20 protein-coding genes and 1 riboswitch are annotated in these 19675 nt (G+C 72.7%); of the genes, 18 read left to right on the forward strand and 2 right to left on the reverse strand.

Going from position 1 to position 19675, the window contains the following annotated elements; translation table 11 throughout:
- The first annotated feature begins 6 nt into the window (after window positions 1-6).
- The 8 genes from rpoZ (at window position 7) to ACN28G_RS07730 (ending at window position 9190) form a co-directional block, all read left to right on the forward strand.
- On the forward strand, window positions 7-270 hold the full coding sequence (gene rpoZ, locus ACN28G_RS07695) for a DNA-directed RNA polymerase subunit omega (protein WP_067373935.1): 264 nt from the start codon (window positions 7-9) through the stop codon (window positions 268-270).
- Window positions 271-287: 17 nt separating this feature from the next.
- Window positions 288-1496, forward strand: coding sequence for a bifunctional phosphopantothenoylcysteine decarboxylase/phosphopantothenate--cysteine ligase CoaBC (gene coaBC / locus ACN28G_RS07700; RefSeq protein ID WP_091436639.1), 1209 nt, complete (start codon window positions 288-290; stop codon window positions 1494-1496).
- An 81-nt stretch (window positions 1497-1577) separates the two neighbouring features.
- On the forward strand, window positions 1578-2771 hold the full coding sequence (metK, locus tag ACN28G_RS07705; RefSeq protein WP_091436640.1) for a methionine adenosyltransferase: 1194 nt from the start codon (window positions 1578-1580) through the stop codon (window positions 2769-2771).
- Window positions 2772-2842: 71 nt separating this feature from the next.
- Window positions 2843-4822, forward strand: coding sequence for a primosomal protein N' (locus ACN28G_RS07710; RefSeq protein WP_421480879.1), 1980 nt, complete (start codon window positions 2843-2845; stop codon window positions 4820-4822).
- A gap of 124 nt (window positions 4823-4946) precedes the next feature.
- The gene (locus tag ACN28G_RS07715) at window positions 4947-5930 is read left to right on the forward strand and encodes an AAA family ATPase (RefSeq protein ID WP_091436641.1); all 984 of its coding nucleotides are present in this window, start codon (window positions 4947-4949) and stop codon (window positions 5928-5930) included.
- A 179-nt stretch (window positions 5931-6109) separates the two neighbouring features.
- A complete protein-coding gene (def, locus tag ACN28G_RS07720) occupies window positions 6110-6664 on the forward strand; it encodes a peptide deformylase (protein WP_091436642.1) in 555 nt (184 codons plus the stop codon).
- Between the two features lie 7 nt (window positions 6665-6671).
- Window positions 6672-7598, forward strand: a complete 927-nt coding sequence (gene fmt / locus ACN28G_RS07725) for a methionyl-tRNA formyltransferase (protein WP_091436643.1) — start codon at window positions 6672-6674, stop codon at window positions 7596-7598.
- A complete protein-coding gene (locus ACN28G_RS07730; RefSeq protein WP_229688299.1) occupies window positions 7595-9190 on the forward strand; it encodes an RsmB/NOP family class I SAM-dependent RNA methyltransferase in 1596 nt (531 codons plus the stop codon). The genes fmt and ACN28G_RS07730 overlap by 4 nt, the downstream gene beginning before the upstream one ends.
- Before the next feature lie 91 nt (window positions 9191-9281).
- Here the strand turns inward: ACN28G_RS07730 and ACN28G_RS07735 are convergent, their stop codons facing one another.
- Entirely contained in the window at window positions 9282-10166 is an 885-nt protein-coding gene (locus tag ACN28G_RS07735; protein ID WP_421478781.1) for a septum formation family protein, read from the reverse strand.
- A gap of 256 nt (window positions 10167-10422) precedes the next feature.
- Here ACN28G_RS07735 and rpe point away from each other — a divergent pair, with 256 nt between their 5' ends.
- The 8 genes from rpe (at window position 10423) to ACN28G_RS07775 (ending at window position 18186) form a co-directional block, all read left to right on the forward strand.
- Complete coding sequence (gene rpe, locus ACN28G_RS07740; RefSeq protein WP_091436645.1) at window positions 10423-11103, forward strand: ribulose-phosphate 3-epimerase; 681 nt, start codon at window positions 10423-10425, stop codon at window positions 11101-11103.
- Window positions 11104-11105: 2 nt separating this feature from the next.
- Complete coding sequence (locus ACN28G_RS07745) at window positions 11106-12068, forward strand: GGDEF domain-containing response regulator (RefSeq protein ID WP_091436646.1); 963 nt, start codon at window positions 11106-11108, stop codon at window positions 12066-12068.
- A gap of 57 nt (window positions 12069-12125) precedes the next feature.
- Window positions 12126-12297: riboswitch (FMN riboswitch) on the forward strand.
- A gap of 136 nt (window positions 12298-12433) precedes the next feature.
- Window positions 12434-13495 (forward strand): bifunctional diaminohydroxyphosphoribosylaminopyrimidine deaminase/5-amino-6-(5-phosphoribosylamino)uracil reductase RibD, encoded by a 1062-nt coding sequence (gene ribD, locus ACN28G_RS07750; RefSeq protein WP_091436647.1) that lies wholly within the window; start codon window positions 12434-12436, stop codon window positions 13493-13495.
- A 1-nt stretch (window position 13496) separates the two neighbouring features.
- Entirely contained in the window at window positions 13497-14108 is a 612-nt protein-coding gene (locus ACN28G_RS07755; protein ID WP_091436648.1) for a riboflavin synthase, read from the forward strand.
- Complete coding sequence (pnuC, locus tag ACN28G_RS07760; protein WP_421478782.1) at window positions 14108-14809, forward strand: nicotinamide riboside transporter PnuC; 702 nt, start codon at window positions 14108-14110, stop codon at window positions 14807-14809. Before ACN28G_RS07755 ends, pnuC begins: the two co-directional genes overlap by 1 nt.
- A 29-nt stretch (window positions 14810-14838) precedes the next feature.
- The gene (locus tag ACN28G_RS07765; protein ID WP_091446304.1) at window positions 14839-16095 is read left to right on the forward strand and encodes a bifunctional 3,4-dihydroxy-2-butanone-4-phosphate synthase/GTP cyclohydrolase II; all 1257 of its coding nucleotides are present in this window, start codon (window positions 14839-14841) and stop codon (window positions 16093-16095) included.
- Window positions 16096-16097: 2 nt separating this feature from the next.
- Window positions 16098-16598, forward strand: coding sequence for a 6,7-dimethyl-8-ribityllumazine synthase (gene ribH / locus ACN28G_RS07770; protein WP_091446305.1), 501 nt, complete (start codon window positions 16098-16100; stop codon window positions 16596-16598).
- A gap of 187 nt (window positions 16599-16785) precedes the next feature.
- Window positions 16786-18186 carry a non-reducing end alpha-L-arabinofuranosidase family hydrolase gene (locus ACN28G_RS07775; protein ID WP_091436650.1) on the forward strand — a complete coding sequence of 467 codons (1401 nt, stop codon included), beginning with the start codon at window positions 16786-16788 and terminating at the stop codon, window positions 18184-18186.
- Between the two features lie 86 nt (window positions 18187-18272).
- Here ACN28G_RS07775 and ACN28G_RS07780 read toward each other — a convergent pair whose 3' ends face one another.
- Window positions 18273-18851: a nucleosidase gene (locus ACN28G_RS07780; RefSeq protein WP_421478783.1), complete on the reverse strand. Its 579-nt coding sequence runs from the start codon at window positions 18849-18851 to the stop codon at window positions 18273-18275.
- A gap of 119 nt (window positions 18852-18970) precedes the next feature.
- On the opposite strand from ACN28G_RS07780, the gene ACN28G_RS07785 reads away from it, so the two are divergent.
- Both ACN28G_RS07785 and ACN28G_RS07790 read left to right on the forward strand, forming a co-directional pair.
- Window positions 18971-19342: a type II toxin-antitoxin system RelE/ParE family toxin gene (locus ACN28G_RS07785; RefSeq protein WP_091446307.1), complete on the forward strand. Its 372-nt coding sequence runs from the start codon at window positions 18971-18973 to the stop codon at window positions 19340-19342.
- Window positions 19339-19668 carry a helix-turn-helix domain-containing protein gene (locus ACN28G_RS07790; RefSeq protein ID WP_091436652.1) on the forward strand — a complete coding sequence of 110 codons (330 nt, stop codon included), beginning with the start codon at window positions 19339-19341 and terminating at the stop codon, window positions 19666-19668. The genes ACN28G_RS07785 and ACN28G_RS07790 overlap by 4 nt, the downstream gene beginning before the upstream one ends.
- Window positions 19669-19675 lie beyond the last annotated feature (7 nt).

The raw sequence follows: 19675 nt of genomic DNA on the forward strand, positions 1-19675 counted from the left end.
TTATTCGTGGGATCCATCGCCAACCCCGAAGGCATCACCAACCCGCCGATCGACGAGCTGCTCGACAAGACCACCTCGAAGTACGCGCTGGTGATCTTCGCCGCCAAGCGTGCCCGTCAGGTCAACGCCTACTACAGCCAGCTCGGCGAGGGCCTGCTGGAGTACGTCGGCCCGCTGGTGGAGACCACCCCGCAGGAGAAGCCGCTCTCCATCGCCATGCGGGAGATCAACGCGGGCCTGCTCACCGCCGAGCCGACCGACCAGCCGTAGTCCGCCCCGGCCCGCCGATGTCCGCCGAGATCGTCCTCGGAGTCGGCGGCGGCATCGCCGCCTACAAGGCGTGTGAGCTGCTGCGACTGTTCACCGAGTCGGGGCACCGGGTCCGCGTCGTGCCGACCGGGTCGGCCCTGCGCTTCGTCGGCGCGCCGACCTGGGCCGCGCTCTCCGGACAGCCGGTCGCCGACGACGTCTGGGCGCAGGTGCACGAGGTGCCGCACGTGCGGCTCGGTCAACGGGCCGACCTCGTGGTGGTCGCGCCGGCCACCGCCGACCTGCTGGCCCGTGCCGCCCACGGCCTCGCCGACGACCTGCTCACCAACACCCTGCTCACCGCCCGGTGCCCGGTGCTGCTGGCCCCGGCCATGCACACCGAGATGTGGGAGCACCCCGCCACCGTGGCCAACGTCGCGACCCTGCGCTCCCGCGGGGTACGGGTGATCGAGCCGGCCGTCGGGCGGCTCACCGGCGCGGACAGCGGCAAGGGGCGGCTGCCCGATCCGGCCGAGATCTTCGCGATCGCCCGCCGGACGTTGGCCCGGGGCCCGGCCTCCGCCGACCTCGCCGGCCGGCACGTGGTGGTCACCGCCGGTGGCACCCGGGAGCCGTTGGACCCGGTGCGGTTCCTCGGCAACCGCTCGTCGGGCAAACAGGGCTACGCCTTCGCCCGCGCGGCGGTGGCCCGGGGCGCCCGGGTGACCCTGATCTCGGCCAATGTCTCACTCGCCCCGCCGGCCGGCGTGGACCTGGTCCGGGTCGGCACCACCGAGCAGTTGCGTACCGCGACGCTGTCGGCAGCCGCCGGAGCGGACGCGGTGGTGATGGCGGCGGCACCTGCCGATTTCCGACCGGCGAGCTACTCCACCAGCAAAATCAAGAAGTCGACGGACGAAGCCCCTACCATCGAACTCGTCATCAATCCCGACATCGCCGCCGAGTTGGGTCGGGACCGTCGGCCGGAGCAGGTACTGGTGGTGTTCGCAGCGGAGACCGGTGACGCCGAGGCCAACGGCCGGGCCAAACTCGCCCGCAAGCGAGCCGACCTCATCGTCATCAACGAGGTCGGTCCGGACAAGGTCTTCGGCGCCGACACCAACGCGGCCACCGTCGTCGGTGCCGACGGCGCCACGCACACCCTGGCCGAGCGGTCCAAGGAGGAGCTGGCCGACGACGTCTGGGACCTCGTCGTCGCGCGGTGGCCGGCCCTTCCCGAAAGGTGAGTGTGGCCCACCGTTCAAGCGTTCGTCGAAACCCGATGACTACACTTCCGCGGAACGACTTTTCCTCAGCTTAGGAGTGCCGTGACACGCCGCCTCTTCACTTCCGAATCGGTCACGGAAGGCCACCCGGACAAGATCGCCGACCAGATCAGCGACGGTATTCTGGATGCGCTGCTCGCCGAGGACCCGCACAGCCGGGTGGCCGTGGAGACCCTGATCACCACGGGTCAGGTCCACGTCGCCGGCGAGGTGACCACCAAGGCGTACGCCGACATCCCGACGATCGTGCGGGAGACGATCCTGCGGATCGGGTACGACTCGTCGAAGAAGGGTTTCGACGGGGCGTCCTGTGGCGTCAGCGTCTCGATTGGCGCCCAGTCGCCGGACATCGCCCAGGGCGTCGACAACGCCTTCGAGCTGCGTACCGGGTCGTCGGAGAGCGCGCTCGACGCGCAGGGCGCCGGTGACCAGGGCATGATGTTCGGCTTCGCCTGCTCCGAGACGCCGGAGCTGATGCCGCTGCCGATCGCGCTGGCGCACCGGCTGTCCCGTCGGCTCGCCGCGGTCCGCAAGGACGGCACCGTGCCGTACCTGCGCCCGGACGGCAAGACCCAGGTCACCATCGAGTACGAGGGGCTGCGCCCGGTCCGGCTGAACACCGTCGTGGTGTCCAGCCAGCACGCCGCGGACATCTCGCTGGAGTCGCTGCTCACCCCGGACGTACGGGAGCACGTGATCACCCCGGAGCTGGAGGGCCTCGGCCTCGACACCGAGGGTTACCGGCTGCTGGTCAACCCGACCGGCCGGTTCGAGGTCGGCGGCCCGATGGGCGACGCCGGCCTGACCGGGCGGAAGATCATCGTCGACACCTACGGCGGGTACGCCCGCCACGGCGGCGGCGCGTTCTCCGGCAAGGACCCGTCCAAGGTGGACCGGTCGGCCGCGTACGCGATGCGCTGGGTGGCCAAGAACGTGGTGGCCGCCGGCCTGGCCGAGCGGTGCGAGGCGCAGGTCGCGTATGCGATCGGCAAGGCCCACCCGGTCAGCCTCTTCATCGAGACCTTCGGCACCGAGACCGTGCCGGTCGCCTCGATCGAGAAGGCCGTCAGCGAGATCTTCGACCTGCGTCCGGCCGCGATCATCCGCGATCTCGACCTGCTCCGCCCGATCTACCAACAGACCGCCGCGTACGGCCACTTCGGCCGGGAGCTGCCCGAGCTGACCTGGGAGAGCACCGACCGGGCCGCCGACCTCAAGTCGGCTGCGGGAGCCTGACCGGCACCAGGCGCAGCGACCGGCGACCCGCGACGGGGTCGCCGGTCGCTCGTGTCTGTGTCGACGTACCCCTGCCCCACCTGGACCGCCCCTTCGACTACCTGGTCCCCGCCGACCTGGCCGACGTCGCGGTCCCCGGTGCCCGGGTCAAGGTGCGCTTCGCCGGGCAGCTCGTCGACGGCTGGCTGCTGACCCGGGTCGCCGAGTCGGCGCACCCGGGCAAGCTGGCATACCTGGAGAAGGTGGTCTCGCCGGTGCCGGTGCTGGCCCCGGAGATCGCCCAGCTCGCGCGGGCGGTCGCCGACCGGTACGCCGGCGTCCTGGCCGACGTGCTCCGCCTCGCCGTGCCACCCCGGCACGCCCGGGTGGAGAAGGCGGTCACCGCCGAACCGCCGGCCCCAGCCGGCACGGCCGAGCTGACTGAGCCGGCCGGCACCGTCGGCGTGCCGGTCGCCGTCGGCCAGCCGACGCCCACCGCCGCCCCGGGTCGGCCCGAGCCGGCCGAGACCGGGTGGCGGGACTACCCGGCCGGGCCGGCCCTGCTGCGGGCGTTGACGCAGGGCCGGGCCCCCCGGGCCGTCTGGTCGGCGTTGCCCGGCGCGGACTGGGCCGACCGGTACGCCGAGGCCGCCGCGGCCACCGTGGCCGGTGGCCGGGGCGTGGTGATGGTGGTCGCCGACGCCCGTGACCTGGACCGGCTCGACGCGGCGCTCACCGCGGTGCTGGGCGACGGCCGGCACGTCTGCCTCTCCGCCGCACTCGGGCCGGCCCGGCGCTACCGGGCCTTCCTCGCTGCCCGGTTCGGTGCCGTGCCGGTGGTGATCGGCACCCGGGCGGCGATGTTCGCGCCGGTACGGCGACTCGGTCTGGTGGCGATCTGGGACGACGGGGACGACCTGCACGCCGAACCCCGGTCCCCGTACCCGCACGCCCGGGAGGTGCTGCTGACCCGGGCCCGGCTCGCCGACGCCGCCGCCCTGGTCGGCGGGTACACCCGTACCGCCGAGGCACAACTGCTGGTGGAGACCGGGTGGGCCCGGGAGGTGGTCGCCGGCCGGGAAACGGTGCGGGCGCGTACCCCGGCGATCGCCCCGACCGGTGACGATCCGCAACTGGCCCGCGACCCGGGTGCGGTCACCGCCCGACTGCCCAGCCTGGCCTGGACCACCGCCCGGGACACCCTGCGGGCCGCGCTGCCGGTGCTGGTGCAGGTGCCCCGCCGGGGTTACCTGCCGGCGGTGGCCTGCGCCGAGTGCCGCACCCCGGCCCGCTGCCCGCACTGTGCCGGGCCGCTGGCCCTGCCGTCGGCGACCGGTACGCCGGCCTGCCGCTGGTGTGGCCGGGTCGCCGCCGCCTACGCCTGCCCGGAGTGCGGCGGGCGGCGGCTGCGGGCCGCCGTCACCGGTGCCCGGCGCACCGCGGAGGAACTCGGTCGGGCCTTCCCCGGGGTGCCGGTGCGCACCTCCGGACGGGAGGAGGTGCTGGCCACGGTGCCCGGCGGGGCCGGGTTGGTGGTCGCCACGCCGGGGGCCGAGCCGGTCGCCGAGGGCGGCTACGGCGCGGTGCTGCTGCTGGACTCCTGGGCCCTGCTCACCCGCGCCGACCTGCGGGCGGGGGAGGAGGCGCTACGCCGCTGGATGAGCGCCGCCGCGCTGGCCCGGCCCGCCGCGGCCGGCGGGCGGGTGGTGGTGGTCGCCGACGGCGCCCTGGCCCCGGTGCAGGCGCTGCTGCGCTGGGACGCCGGCTGGTTCGCCGCCCGGGAGCTGGCCGAACGCCGGGAGCTGGGCTTTCCGCCGGCGGTCCGGATGGCCAGCCTCACCGGGTCGGCCGCGGCGGTGGCCGACCTGCTGGCCGAGGCGCGCCTGCCGGACGCGGCCGAGGTGCTCGGCCCGGTCCCGGCCGACGACGACCGGGAGCGGATGCTGGTCCGGGTCCCCCGGGCGCGGGCCGCCGCGCTCGCCGAGGCGTTGCACTCCGCAGCCGGCGTACGCACCGCCCGTAAGGCCACCGATCCGGTACGTCTGCAGGTCGATCCGCTGAGCCTGTTCTGAGCGTCGCGGTGACGGAGTGTGCTGGGCGGGGTGGTAGCATCGCCCGTCATGCCGTGCCGGTCCCGGTGTCCCCATGGTGCCAGGGTCGATGACGTGTTCCATTGGTGATCTGAGGTGGACCAGCGTGACCGTTCGTCAGTCGATCGTCTTCAACGGTGACCTCGGTAGCGGCAAGAGCACCGTTTCCGTCGAGATCGCCAAGCGGCTGGGGCTGCGCCGGGTCAGCGTGGGTGACCTGTACCGGCAGATGGCCCAGGAGCGGCAGATGACCGCGCTCCAGCTGAACCTGCACGCCGAGCTGGACCAGGCGGTGGACGGTTACGTCGACCAGCTCCAGCGGGACATCGCCGCCTCCGGTGAGCGCCTGGTCATGGACTCCCGGCTGGCCTGGCACTTCTTCACCGACGCGCTCAAGGTGCACATGATCACCGAGCCGGGTGAGGCGGCCCGGCGGGTGCTGGCCCGTCCGTCCGGCCCGGCCGAGAGCTACACCTCGCTGCAGGAGGCGAAGGCCAAGCTGCGCGAGCGCAGCGAGAGCGAGCGGAACCGGTTCATCGTCCGCTACGGCGTGGACAAGGCCCGGCTGCGCAACTACGACCTGATCTGCGACACCACCCGGGCCCCGGCGGAGGAGGTGATCGAGCACATCGTCGCGGTGTTCACCGGCGCGCTCGGCACCGACGTGGTGCAGGACAGCCCGCCGCTGCTGCTGCTCGACCCGGCCCGGGTCTACCCGACCGAGGACATCGCCGCCCTGCGGGACCTGTGGGACTCCGACTTCGTCGACGCGGTGGCCGCCGGCGGCAACGCGGCCCTCGAACCGCTGCGGATCGGCTTCACCGGGGAGTACTTCTTCGTCGTCGACGGGCACCGCCGGCTCAGCGCCGCGCTGCAGGGCGGGTTCCGGCTGGTCCCGGCCCAGTTGGTCGCCGAGGTGGACGAGCCGGTGGTGGGCGGGATGAGCGCGGTGGACTACTTCGCCGCCCAGGTCCGCCCCAGCACCGTCTACGACTGGGAGGCGGCGCACCGGATCCACCTCCCGTTGCCCGAGCACGCCCTGCTCGGCGGGGACGCGGTGCTGGCCGGGGAACCGGGCCCCGCCCTCTGACCGGTGGTGGGGTGACCCGACACGCCGCGACCGGTCCGTAGACTGGTACGGCAGAGTTCCACCCGCCGTCTTCCGCCGTCGCGGCACCGATCCGCCGTAGTGGTACCAATCGGCCGTTACGGTACCGATCCGCCGCAGCGGTGCTCATCCGCCGTCGCGGTACTAAGGAGCATTCCCGCGTGACCGTCCAGCCCATCCGTCTCTTCGGCGATCCCGTGCTGCGCACGCCGGCCGATCCGGTGGTCGACTTCGACGTCGAGCTGCGCAAGCTCATCACCGACCTCACCGACACGATGCGTGACCGCAGCGGTGCCGGCCTGGCCGCACCGCAGCTCGGGGTGGGTCTGCGGGTCTTCGCCTTCGACGTCGACGACGTGGTCGGGCACCTGGTCAACCCGGTGCTGGAGTTCCCCGATGCCGAGGAGCAGGACGGCCCGGAGGGGTGCCTGTCCATCCCCGGCCTCTACTTCGACACCAAGCGTCGACAGAACGTGATCGCCAAGGGCTTCAACGGCTACGGCGACCCGATGCAGATCGTCGGCACCGGGCTGATGGCGCGCTGTGTCCAGCACGAGACCGACCACCTCGACGGGGTGCTCTTCCTCGACCGGCTCGACCCGGCCGGCCGGAAGGCCGCGATGAAGGCCATCCGGGAGGCCGAGTGGTACGACGCGGCCGCTCCACCGACGGTCAAGACCAGCCCGCACGGCAGCCCCTTCGGCCTGGGGCGGTGACCGGCCGATGCGACTGATCTTCGCTGGTACGCCCGCTGTCGCGGTACCCGCCCTGGCCGCCGTGGCGGCCTCCGGGCACGAGCTGCTCGCCGTGGTCACCCGCCCCGACGCGCCCGCCGGCCGGGGCCGGGGTCTGGTCCGCTCCCCGGTGGGAGCCTGGGCCGACGAGCACGGGGTCGAGGTGCTGACCCCCGCCCGCCCCCGGGAGCCCGAGTTCCTGGACCGGCTGCGCGAGCTGGCCCCGGACTGCGCGCCGGTGGTCGCCTACGGCGCCCTGGTGCCGCCGGTGGCGCTGGAGGTGCCCCGGCACGGCTGGATCAACCTGCACTTCTCGCTGCTGCCGGCGTGGCGGGGGGCCGCGCCGGTGCAGCACGCCGTACTGCACGGCGACGAGCTGACCGGGGCCAGTGTCTTCCAGCTCGAAGCGGGCCTGGACACCGGACCGGTCTTCGGCACCCTGACCGACGAGATCCGCCCCGCCGACACCTCCGGGGACCTGCTGGAGCGCCTCGCGCACTCCGGTGCCGGCCTGCTGGTGGCGGTGCTGGACGCGATCGAGGCGGGCACCGCGCGGGCCGAGCCGCAGCCCGCCGACGGCGTGTCGTTGGCCCCGAAACTGACCGTGGAGGACGCCCGGGTGCGCTTCGGCGACCCGGCCTTCGCGGTGGACCGGCGGATCCGGGCGTGCACCCCGGCACCCGGTGCGTGGACCACCTTCCGGGGTGACCGGGTCAAGCTCGGCCCGGTCACGCCGGTGCCGGACGGCCCGGCGCTGAAGCCCGGCGAGCTGCTGGTGGAGAAGGCCCGGGTGCTGGCCGGTACGGCCACCACCCCGGTGCGCCTCGGTGAGGTGCGGGCGGCCGGCAAGAAGGCGATGCCGGCCACCGACTGGGCCCGGGGTGTCCGGGTGGGCGCCGGCGAGGAGCTCGCGTGAGCGCCGCGCCGGTCGGCGGAGAGCCCGGCCATCCGCAGCGCCGTGACGACCGACCGCGCCGTGACGACCGACCGGGCCGTCACGACCGCGGGGACCGGGGCAGCGGCCGGGACCGGGACAGCAGGGACACCCGGGGCAGCGGCCGGGACCGGGACACCCGCGGTGGCGCCGGCGGACGCGACGGTCGAGGTCGGGTCGACTCCGGCCGGTACGGCGGGGGACGGGTGGCCCGGGCGGCCGTGGACCGGCCCCGGTTGGCGGCGTTCGAGGCGGTGGCCGCGGTGCACCGCGACGACGCCTTCGCCAACCTGGTGCTGCCGATCATCCTGCGCGAAGCCGGGCTGTTCGGTCGGGACGCGGCCTTCGCCACCGAGCTGACCTACGGCACGCTGCGTCACCTCGGCACCCTGGACGCGATCCTCACCGCCGCCGCCGGGCGGGACGTGGCCCGCATCGACCCGCCGGTACGCGACGCGCTGCGGATCGGGGCGTACCAGCTCCTGCACACCCGGGTGCCGGCGCACGCGGCGGTCTCCTCCACGGTCGACCTGGTCCGGGTGATCGGTGAGGGGGCGACCGGGTTCGCCAACGCGGTGCTGCGCGAGGTCACCACCAAGGACGCCGACGCCTGGGTGGCCCAGCTCGCCCCGCCGGTGGACACCGATCCGGTGGGACACCTCTCGGTGGCGTACAGCCATCCCCAGTGGATCGTGCGGGCCTTCTCCGACGCGCTCGGCGGTGACCTGGGGGAGACCACCCGGCTGCTGATCGAGGACAACGTCCGGCCGCCGGTGCACCTCTGCGCCCGGCCGGGGCGGGCCGACGCGGCGGCGCTGGCCGACGAGGTAGGCGGTGCCCCCGGCGCCTTCTCGCCGTACGCGGTGTATCTCTCCGGTGGCGCGCCCGGTGACCTGGCGGCGGTGGCCGACGGCCGGGCGCACGTGCAGGACGAGGGTTCCCAACTGGTCGCCGACGCCCTGGTCGCCGCGGACCTGGACGGCCCGGACCGGCGCTGGCTCGACCTCTGCGCCGGACCTGGCGGCAAGGCCGGGCTGCTCGGCGCGCTGGCCGTGGGGCGGGACGCCCAGCTGACCGCGGTCGAGGTGGCCGAACACCGGGCCCGGTTGGTCGCCGAGGCGACCCGGGGGCTACCGGTGACCGTGCTGACCGCCGACGGGCGTGACGTCGGCGTCGAGCCGGAGCTGCCGGAGGGGCACTTCGACCGGGTCCTGGTCGACGCGCCCTGCACCGGCCTCGGCTCGTTGCGGCGGCGGCCGGAGTCACGGTGGCGGCGGCAGCCCGCCGACCTGCCGCCGTTGACCCGGTTGCAGCGGGAACTGCTCACCGCCGCCCTGCGGGCGGTCCGTCCCGGCGGGGTGGTGGCCTACGTGACCTGCTCACCGCACACCGTGGAGACGCACGTGACGGTGACCGAGGCGGCCCGCCGCTGCGGCTTCGGGGTGGACTTCGTCGACGCCCGGCCGCTGCTGCCGGCGGGGATGCCGGGGCTGGGGGACGGGCCGACGGTCCAACTCTGGCCGCACCGGCACGGCACCGACGCGATGTTCCTGGCCGTTCTGCGCCGCAGCTGAGCCACTCCGGTGGGCGTCGGCCGGGGGTGACCCTCCCCCGGCCGACGCGCGCCTGGGCGGCCCGGACAATTGACCGCCCATCCCGGGTGGCTCAGATGGCCGGCAGCCCCTTCGGTCCGGCGTCGCGCATGGACCGGGTCAGCTTGCGGTCGTCGCTCCACAGGAAGCAGCGCACCCCCCGGTCGCCCTCCTCCCACTCCCGCTGCGACGGCGGGTAGAAGATCGAACCGGCCCGGTACGGCAACTCGTTGTTGTTCGGCACGGCGGCGAAGGCCGCGATCAGGCTCATGCACCGCCGGTGCACCTGCGCGTTGGCCTTGCTGAACGCGGCCCAGCTCATGTCCTTCTCGACGTACACGCCGACGAACTCGGCCCGGTGCGGCTCGGTGCAGAGCACCGGGGCCATGTAGTTGAGATTGCCGCCGATCAGTTTGGGGTCGAAGCACCGGTGCGCCAGCGGGGAGTCGCCGAGCAGGGCCCCGCGCAGGCTGCCGACCCGGTTGACCGGGCGGGTGTTGTCGATGCTGTCGGTCTCGCTCAGATCGCAGCGGAACCAGCGGGCGCCGGCCCGCCAGGCGGAAGTGGACGGTACCGCGATGTTCAGGGTGAGCCGGGCCGACCGCCAGTCGCCACCGAGCACCTCCCGGACGCGTAGGTCGCACTCGCCCCGGGCGGTCCGCAGGGCCGGTGATCCCGGCTCCGGGCGGGTGTCGTCGGTGACCTCGTTGGCCACGAAGCTGCCGACGTGGATGGCCTCGGCCAGGTGGGGCCGGGAACAGTCCACCGTGTCGTAGGTGCTGGCCTGCGCGACCACGCTGATCCGGGGCAGGCAGGCGCCGGCGGCGGGGACGAACAGCTGCGGCTCCCGCAGGGCCGGCCAGTCGTCGGTCAGGTCACCGTCTCCGCCATGTGCCGGCAGGCAGCCGCCCAGCACCACTGTGCCGGCCAGCGCCAGCGCCCCAAGCCACCGTCGCATCGTCTGCCCTTTCCGGGAGCTGACGGCCGGTTGCCGCGACCCGAGCGGCGTTGCCCCGCCGGGCGTGCAGCATACGACACCGTCCCTCATGGAGTTTCGTCCCGTTTCCGTCGATCGGCCAGTCATCATTGGCCTTTCGTGCTAGATCGCCGGATCGGACGGGTCATTCTGCACCGCCGGTCACGGTTGGGTGACAGGGGGTTCGGAATGGTGCCGCGATGGCGACCGGGGATGGCTGCGTTCGTACACTGGCCTGGTGACCGTACCGCCGCCGATCGTGGCACCCAGCATCCTGGCCGCTGATTTCTCCCGTCTGGCCGAGGAGGTGCGCGCCGTCGAGGGCGCCGCGGACTGGCTGCACGTCGATGTCATGGACAACCACTTCGTGCCCAACCTGACCATCGGGCTGCCGGTGGTGCAGAGCCTACGGGCGGTGACCGAGCTGCCCTTCGACGTGCACCTGATGATCACCGACCCGCGCCGGTGGGCACCCGGGTACGCCGACGCCGGGGCGTACAACGTCACCTTCCACGCCGAGGCGTGCGACGACCCGGTGGCGTTGGCCAAGGACCTGCGCTCGGCCGGGGCGAAGGCGGGGCTGGCCATCGACCGGGACACCCCGATCGAGCCGTACCTCGACCTGCTGCCCAGCTTCGACACGTTGCTGATCATGACGATCAAGGCCGGCTTCGGCGGGCAGCGATTCCTGCCGCACCTGCTGGACAAGGTGCGTGCCGCCCGTCGGCACGCCGCCGCCGGTCACCTGGAGCTGCGCATCGAGGTCGACGGCGGGATCGCCGCCGACACCATCGAGCAGGCCGCCGCCGCCGGTGCCGACGCCTTCGTCGCCGGCACCGCCGTCTACGGCGCTGACGACCCCGCCGAGGCGGTGCGCAACCTCCGGTCCCTGGCCGACCGCGCGACCAGCGGTCACTGAGCGTGGAGCAGGCCGACGACGCACCCGACGTCATCCTGGTCGTCGACGACGACGAGGACATCGCCCGCTTCGTCGAGTTCAACCTCCGCCTGCACGGTTTCGACGTGCTGCACGCCTTCGACGGCCAGGAGGCGCTGGAGGTGATCGAGCGGCGGCGGCCGGACCTGGCGGTGGTGGACCTGATGATGCCGCGCATCGACGGGATGGAGCTGACCCGGCGGCTGCGCGCCAACCCGCTGACCTCCGCCCTGCCGGTGATCATGTTGACCGCCAAGGGCATGACCGTGGACAAGGTGCACGGGCTCAGCGCCGGCGCCGACGACTACCTGGTCAAGCCCTTCGACACCGCCGAGCTGGTGGCCCGGGTCAGCTCCACGCTGCGCCGCAACAAGGAGTTCCGGGAGGTCTCCCCGCTGACCGGCCTGCCCGGCAACAGCCGGATCCGGCGGGAGATCGGTGACCGGGTCCGCAGCGGGGTCGACTACGCCGTCGGCTACATCGACATCGACCGGTTCAAGAGCGTCAACGACCGGTACGGCTTCGTCCGGGGCGACGAGTTCATCTCGACGCTGGCCCGCAGCCTGCACCGGGCGGTGGTCGCGGTCGGTCAGCCGCCGGCCTTCCTCGGCCACGTCGGCGGCGACGACTTCGTGATCGTCTGCAGCCCGGACCAGATCCGCCCGCTGACCTCCCGGGCGGTGGTCGACTTCGAGACCGCCGCCGACCGGCTGTACGACCCGACCGACGCCCAACGGGGCTTCGTCGAGCTGAAGGACCGGCGGGGCAACATCCGCAAGGCCGCCCTGGTCACGCTCTCCATCGGGGTGGCCCTCTCCGACGTGAACAAGCGGATCACCGATCCGCTCGCCGCCATCGCCACCGCCTCGGAGATGAAGACCGTGGCCAAGAGCCAGCCCGGCTCGTACGTCGCGGTCGACCGTCGCCGAGCCGACGGTGTGAGGTAGCACGCCGGAATAGCGACATCCGGCGGTTGGCGTGTAAGACTTCTTCAGGTACCCACCACGCGCTGGCGGGACTCGGTGTAATTCCGAACCGGCGGTGATCCACGGCCCCGGCCGTGGTAAGCCCGCGACCCGGACGGCTCTGCCGCCCGGTGGACCTGGTGAGACCCCAGGGCCGACGGTTGAGTGCGGCACCACCGCGCTCAGACAGTCCGGATGGGAGACAGCGCGCGGGACGGACGGGTCTGCCCGGCCGCTGGTCTCAGCTGCCGCGTCGCCCCCCGGGGTCGGCTCTGCCGTACCCGGCCTCCGCCACCGCCGTGCTCCACCGCCTGCGCGCGACCGGCGAGTGAGAGGGCAGGCAGACGATGACCGGCGTCTCCGTCGACGAGGCGATGCGTCGCGCGAACGAACTGGCCGCGCGGGGGCTCGGCACCACCAGCCCCAACCCGGTGGTCGGCTGCGTGCTGCTGGACGCCGACGGTCAGGTCGTCGGCGAGGGCTTCCACGCCTACGCCGGCGGCCCGCACGCGGAGATCGTCGCGCTGGCCCAGGCCGGCGAGCGCGCCCGCGGCGGCACCGCGGTGATCACCCTGGAACCCTGCAACCACACCGGCCGCACCGGCCCCTGCAGCACCGCCCTGGTCTCCGCCGGCCTCGCCCGGGTGGTGATCGCGGTGGAGGACCCCGATCCGGTGGCCAAGGGCGGCGCCGACACGTTGCGCGCCGCCGGCATCCGGGTGGATCTCGGAGTACGCGCCGACGAGGCCGAAGCCGGCAACATCGCCTGGCTCACCTCGATCCGCCGGGGCCGGCCGTACGTGATCTGGAAGTACGCGGCGACCCTCGACGGGCGGTCGGCGGCGGCCGACGGCACCAGCATGTGGATCACCTCCGAGGCGGCCCGGATGGACGTGCACGCCCTGCGCGCCACGGTCGACGCGGTGATCGCCGGGATCGGCACCGTGCTGGCCGACGATCCCCGGCTCACCGCCCGTAACCTGCGCGACGGCAGCCTGGCCATCCGCCAGCCGCTACGGGTGGTGGTGGACTCCTCGGGGCGTACCCCGGCCGACGCCCAGGTCCGCGACGGTGCCGCCCGGACGTGGATCGCCACCGGTGCGGAGGTCGGGGTCGACCCGGCCGGCCGGGTGGACCTCGCGGCGCTGCTCGACGCCCTGCACACCAGGGGCATCCGGGCGGCGTTGCTGGAGGGCGGCCCCCGGCTGGCCGGCGCGTTCCTCGCCGCCGGTCTGGTCGACCGGGTGGTCGCCTACCTCGCACCCCGGCTGCTCGGCGCCGGCCCGACCGCGCTTGTCGACGCCGGGGTGCACACCATCACCGAAGCCATCGACCTGGACGTGACCGACGTGACGCAGTTCGGTCCGGACCTGAGGATCACCGCAGTACCCCGCAAGAGGGAGGGCTGACATGTTCACCGGCATCGTCGAGGAACTCGGTGAGGTCGTCCGGGTGACCGGGACGGGCGGCGACTCGTCGCTGTTCGCCCTGCGTGGCCCGGTGGTCACCGCCGACGCCCGGCACGGCGACTCGATCGCCGTCAACGGGGTCTGTCTGACCGTGGTCGACGTCGACGGCGACGTCTTCACCGCCGACGTGATGGGCGAGACGCTGCGCCGCTCCGCCCTCGGCGCGCTGCGCCCCGGTGACCCGGTCAACCTGGAACGGGCCGCGACGCTCGGCAGCCGGCTCGGCGGGCACCTGGTCCAGGGCCACGTCGACGGCGTCGGCGAGGTGCTCGCCCGGGAGCCCGCCGAGCAGTGGGAGACGGTCCGCTTCCGGCTCCCCGACGCCCTGAGCCGGTACGTGGTGGAGAAGGGTTCGATCACCGTCGACGGGGTGTCGCTGACCGTCGCCGCGGTCGGCCCGGACTGGTTCACCGTCGGGCTCATCCCCACCACCCTCAAGCTGACCACGCTCGGCGCCCGAGGCGTCGGCGACCCGGTCAACCTGGAGGTCGACGTGCTGGCCAAGTACGTCGAACGGCTCCTGGGCGCCCGCCCGGACGCGGGTGAGCGGTGATGGACCCGCTGAGCTGGCTACTGCACGCCGAGCTGGTCGTGGCCGGCGCGCCGGTGCTGGTCCGCGAGATCGTCGGCAACGGCTTCGGGCTCGCCTCGGCGCTGCTCGGCCTGCGCCGGGTGGTCTGGGCCTGGCCGGTAGGCATGGTCGGCAACGCGTTGCTGCTCACCGTCTTCCTCGGCGGCGTCTTCGCCACGCCACAGGCCCACGACCTCTACGGCCAGGCCGGCCGACAGGTCTTCTTCTTCGCGGTCAGCCTCTACGGCTGGTGGCGCTGGTCGCGGACCCGTCGCTCGGGCACCGCGCCGCAGGGCGCGGCGGTGACCCCCCGCTGGGCCACCGGTCGGGAGCGGCTCGGGCTGCTGGTCGTCGCCGTCCTCGGCACTGCGGTGGCGTACCCGGTGCTCGCCGCGCTCGGCTCCTGGGGGCCGCTGCCCGACGCCTGGATCCTGGTCGGCAGCCTGCTGGCCACCTACGGCATGGCCCGGGGCTGGGTCGACTTCTGGCTGATCTGGATCGCCGTCGACGCGGTCGGCGTGCCGTTGCTGCTGCGCGGCGGCTTCTACCCCTCGGCGGCGATGTACCTGCTCTACGGGGGCTTCTGCGTCGCGGGTCTGGCCACCTGGTGGCGGACCTCCCGGGCGTTGTCCGCCCTGCACGCACCGGCGCTCGGCTCGACCTACTCGGAGGCTGTCGCATGAACGAGCAACCCACGGACGGTGCTGCCGGCATCAGCGCGTTCGGCAGCATCGAACAGGCGCTGGCGGAGATCGCCGCCGGCCGGCCGGTGGTCGTGGTCGACGACGCCGACCGGGAGAACGAGGGCGATCTGATCTTCGCCGCCGAGCTGGCCACGCCGCAGTTGCTGGCCTTCATGGTCCGCTGGACCTCCGGCTACGTCTGCGTCCCGATCACCGAGGCGGAGGCCGACCGGCTGGACCTGCCGCCCATGCACCACACCAACCAGGACCGGCGGGGCACCGCCTACACGGTGACCGTGGACGCCCGCGAGGGCGTCGACACCGGCATCTCCGCCGCCGACCGGGCGCACACCATCCGGCTGCTCGCCGACCCGGCGACCGGCCCGACCGACCTGGCCCGCCCCGGGCACGTGGTGCCGCTGCGCGCCCGTCCCGGCGGGGTGCTGCGCCGTCCCGGGCACACCGAGGCGGCCGTGGACCTGACCCGGCTGGCCGGGCTGCGTCCGGCCGGGGTGCTCTGCGAGCTGGTCAACGACGACGGCACCATGATGCGTCTGCCGGAGCTGGAGAAGTTCTGCGCCGAGCACTCGCTGACCCTGATCAGCATCGCCGACCTGATCGCCTACCGGCGGCGTACCGAGAAGCAGGTGGAGCTGGCCGCGGAGGCCCGGATGCCGACCCCGCACGGGGTGTTCCGGGCCCTGGGTTACCGCACCGCGCACGACCCCGCCGAGCACGTCGCCCTGGTCATGGGTGACCTCGGCGACGGACACGACGTGCTGGTCCGGGTGCACTCCGAGTGCCTGACCGGTGACGTCTTCGGCTCGTTGCGCTGTGACTGCGGCCCACAGCTGGACGCCGCGCTGGCCCGGGTCGCCGCCGAGGGGCGGGGCGTGGTCCTCTACGTCCGGGGCCACGAGGGGCGGGGGATCGGGCTGCTGCACAAGCTGCAGGCCTACCAGTTGCAGGACACCGGCCGCGACACCGTCGACGCCAACCTCGACCTCGGCCTGCCGGCCGACGCCCGGGACTACGGCACGGGCGCGCAGATCCTCTACGACCTGGGCGTGCGCTCGATGCGGCTGCTGACCAACAACCCCGCCAAGCGGGCCGGCCTGGAGGGCTACGGCCTGACCATCCTCGGCCGCGAGGGGGTGCCCGTCCGGCCGCACCCGGAGAACGTCCGCTACCTGCGTACCAAGCGGGACCGGATGGGACACCTGCTCGACGGACTTGACGACCCACCAGCCGACCGGGTGACGGTCGGCGACGAGATCGGAGCATGATCATGGCAGGCTTCGGGGAGCCCGGGGTGGACGCGATCGACGCCGCGGGCCTGACCGTCGGCGTGGTCGCCGCGCGGTGGCACGGCCAGTTGACCGACCACATGCTCGACCGGGCGGTGGCCGCCGCGCGGGCCTGCGGCGCCCGCCCGGTGGTGGCCCGGGTGGCCGGCTCGGTGGAGCTGCCGGTCGTCGCGCAGGCGCTGGCCCGGCGCTGTGACGTCGTGGTCGCCCTGGGCGTGGTGGTACGCGGCTCGACCGCGCACTTCGACTACGTCTGCCGGTCGGTCACCGACGGTCTGACCCGGATCGCGCTGGACGAGGGCAAGCCGGTGGCCCACGGGGTGCTCACCGTGGACACCATCGAGCAGGCCCGGGACCGGGCCGGGTTGCCCGGCTCGGCCGAGGACAAGGGCTGGTCGGCGACGGTGGCGGCGCTGGACGCGGCGCTGGCGATCCGGGGTCTGGACGCGGCCACCGGCCAGCGGGTGGGCTTCGGCGGCTGACCTCCCGCGGTCGGCGGCGTTTCTCCGGTGCTGCTCACCCGGCCCGCGAACGCACCTCCGCCGACGGTTCACTCATCGAGGTTGATGGATTGGGAGCGCTCCCGTAACATGCCTGACACGGCTGTTAACGCTCACACAACGGCGATTGTCCGACTGTGCCGGCCGTCATCCGTCAGGAGGGTGCTTCATGATCAAATTGAGACCGGCGAATGTCGGCCTGGCGTCGGCCGTCGCGTTGCTGGTGCCGGCCGCGGCGGTCGTCGTGGCGCTGCCGGCCGGCGCGGCAGCTGCGGGCTGTTCGGTCAACTACACGGTGTCGTCACAGTGGGGCGGCGGATTCGGTGCCAACGTGGCGGTCACCAACCTCGGTGACCCGGTGAGCAGCTGGACGCTCACCTGGTCGTTCGGTGCCGGACAGGCGGTCACCCAGGCGTGGAACGCCACGGTGACGCAGAGCGGCTCGGCGGTCACCGCGAAGAACGTCAGCTACAACGGGGCGATCGGGGCCAACGCCAGCGTGTCGTTCGGCTTCAACGGCTCGTGGACCGGCAGCAACCCGGTGCCGGCGAGCTTCGCGTTGAACGGCGTGACCTGCACCGGCGGCGTGGCCCCGACCAACCCGCCGACCACGCCGCCCACCACCCCACCCACCACGCCGCCGACCACCCCGCCGCCCACCAACTGCGCCCTGCCGTCGACGTACCGCTGGTCGTCGACCGGTCCGCTGGCGCAGCCGAAGTCCGGATGGGTGTCGCTGAAGGACTTCACCACCGTGCCGTACAACGGTCGGCACCTGGTCTACGCCACCACGCACGACAACGGCACGCGCTGGGGCTCGATGAACTTCGGCCTCTTCAGCAACTGGTCCGACATGGGCTCGGCCAGCCAGAACACGATGAACTCGGGCACCGTCGCCCCGTCGCTGTTCTACTTCGCCCCGAAGAACATCTGGGTGCTGGCGTACCAGTGGGGTGGGCCGGCGTTCTCCTACCGGACCTCGAACGACCCCACCAACGCCAACGGCTGGGGGCCGGCGCAGACGCTCTTCTCCGGCAGCATCTCGAACTCCGGCACCGGGCCGATCGACCAGGCGCTCATCGGTGACGGGCAGAACATGTACCTGTTCTTCGCCGGTGACAACGGGCGGATCTACCGGGCCAGCATGCCGATCGGGAACTTCCCGGGCAGCTTCGGTACGAACTACACCACGATCATGACCGACACCACGAACAACCTCTTCGAGGCGGTGCAGGTCTACAAGCTCCAGGGTGAGAACCGGTACCTCATGATCGTCGAGGCGATCGGTGCGCAGGGTCGGTACTTCCGGTCGTTCACCGCCACCAGCCTGGGTGGTACGTGGACGCCGCAGGCGGCCACCGAGAGCAACCCGTTCGCCGGCAAGGCCAACAGCGGCGCCACCTGGACCAGCGACATCAGCCACGGCGAGCTGATCCGGACCAGCGCCGACCAGACGATGACCATCGACCCCTGCAACCTGCAGCTGCTCTACCAGGGCCGGGACCCGAACTCCGGTGGCGACTACGGGCTGCTGCCGTACCGGCCGGGTCTGCTGACCCTGCGCCGCTAGACACCGGGGGACCCACTCCGGCAAGTGGCAGGAGGGGGTGTGCCCACCGTGAGAGCGGCGGGCTCGGTACCAGACCGAGCCCGCCGTCACGTATGACGGAGGTGCTCCCGGGTCCACTGCGCCAGCAGGCGGGCGCAGGCGTCGACGGACTCCTGCCAGGTCCGCTCCGCGCCGTCGCCGGCGGCGTCACTCACCTGCTTGACCAGCCGGACCGGCACCCCGAAGTGCTGTGCGGTGGCGGCCAGGGCGTAGCCCTCCATGTCCACCAGATCGGCGTGCCGGGCCAGCCGGTCCCGGGCGTCGTCGTCGGCGACGAACTGGTCCCCGGTGGCCAGCACCGGCCCGGTACCGGCCAGGGCCAGCGGTGCGCCGACGGTCTGCCCGGTAAGCGTCCGGAGGAAGTCGGTGTCGAGGTCGTGCTGGCGTACGCTGCTCACCTCGTGGACGCCGTGGTAGCCGGGACGCAGCGCGCCGGCCGTGCCGAGGTTGACCACCGAGGCGGGCAGCGGACCCCGGGCGAGCGTGCTGGCCAGGGCGAGCGTCGCATTGACCTTACCCATCCCGGTGAGCAGGACCGGTAGGTCGGCGTCGAGATGAGCGGCCTCCTCGGCGAGGGCCAGGACGAGTAGCGGACGGTGCGGGCTGATCGTTCCGCGTAGATCCATCGCGCGATCGTAGCCGGACCCGCTCTCGCCAGGAGCCACCCCTCTCGGCTCGACCAGCCTCGTCCGCCGAGGTAGTCGTGTGACTCCGTCAGGCATAAGCTGTGATTTATAGTATCGCTATGTGGCAGGTCGTCTTGCTCTCTCCAGTCGAGGACTGGTTCCTGGATCTCTGTGAACGGGATGCCTTGACCGCGAATCGCGTCTTCGAGGCCGTCGAGATGTTGGCGGAGGCTGGGCCCGGTCTCGGCCGTCCGATGGTCGACCGGATTCAGGGCAGCCGGTTGCATAACCTGAAGGAGTTGAGGCCGGGATCGACCGGCCGGTCAGAAATCCGATTACTGTTCATGTTCGATCCCGAGCGGGAAGCGGTCGTGTTGGTCGCTGGGGACAAGGCCGGTCAGTGGAACCGCTGGTACCGGGAGAACATCCCGGTCGCGGAGCGGCGTTACGAGCAGTATCTGGTTGATCGCAAGAACGAGGAGGCGTCATGACTGGCCGCCGATGGAACGACGTGAAGGCTGAGGCGATGGCTCGGCACCCTTGGTTGGTCGGTGCTGAGGCCGAGGCTGATCGCGAGAAGATCCGTGCCGAGAATCTCGGCCGCATCCGTGGACACGAGCTGGCCGAAATGCGTAAGTCCGTTGGTCTGACCCAGGCGGAGGTGGCGGTTTCCCTTGGTGTGAGCCAGGCGCGGATCTCGCAGATCGAGCACGGTCAGGTCGACAGTCTGGACACTCTCCGTGCGTACGCGGAGGCACTTGGTGCCGAGGTTTCGATCGTCGTGTCGCGAGGGCCGATCACGCTGCGGGTCGCCTGACGCAGGT

The organism is Micromonospora sp. WMMA1923 (genome assembly GCF_049179195.1).
GTDB classification, from domain to species: domain Bacteria; phylum Actinomycetota; class Actinomycetes; order Mycobacteriales; family Micromonosporaceae; genus Micromonospora; species Micromonospora yangpuensis.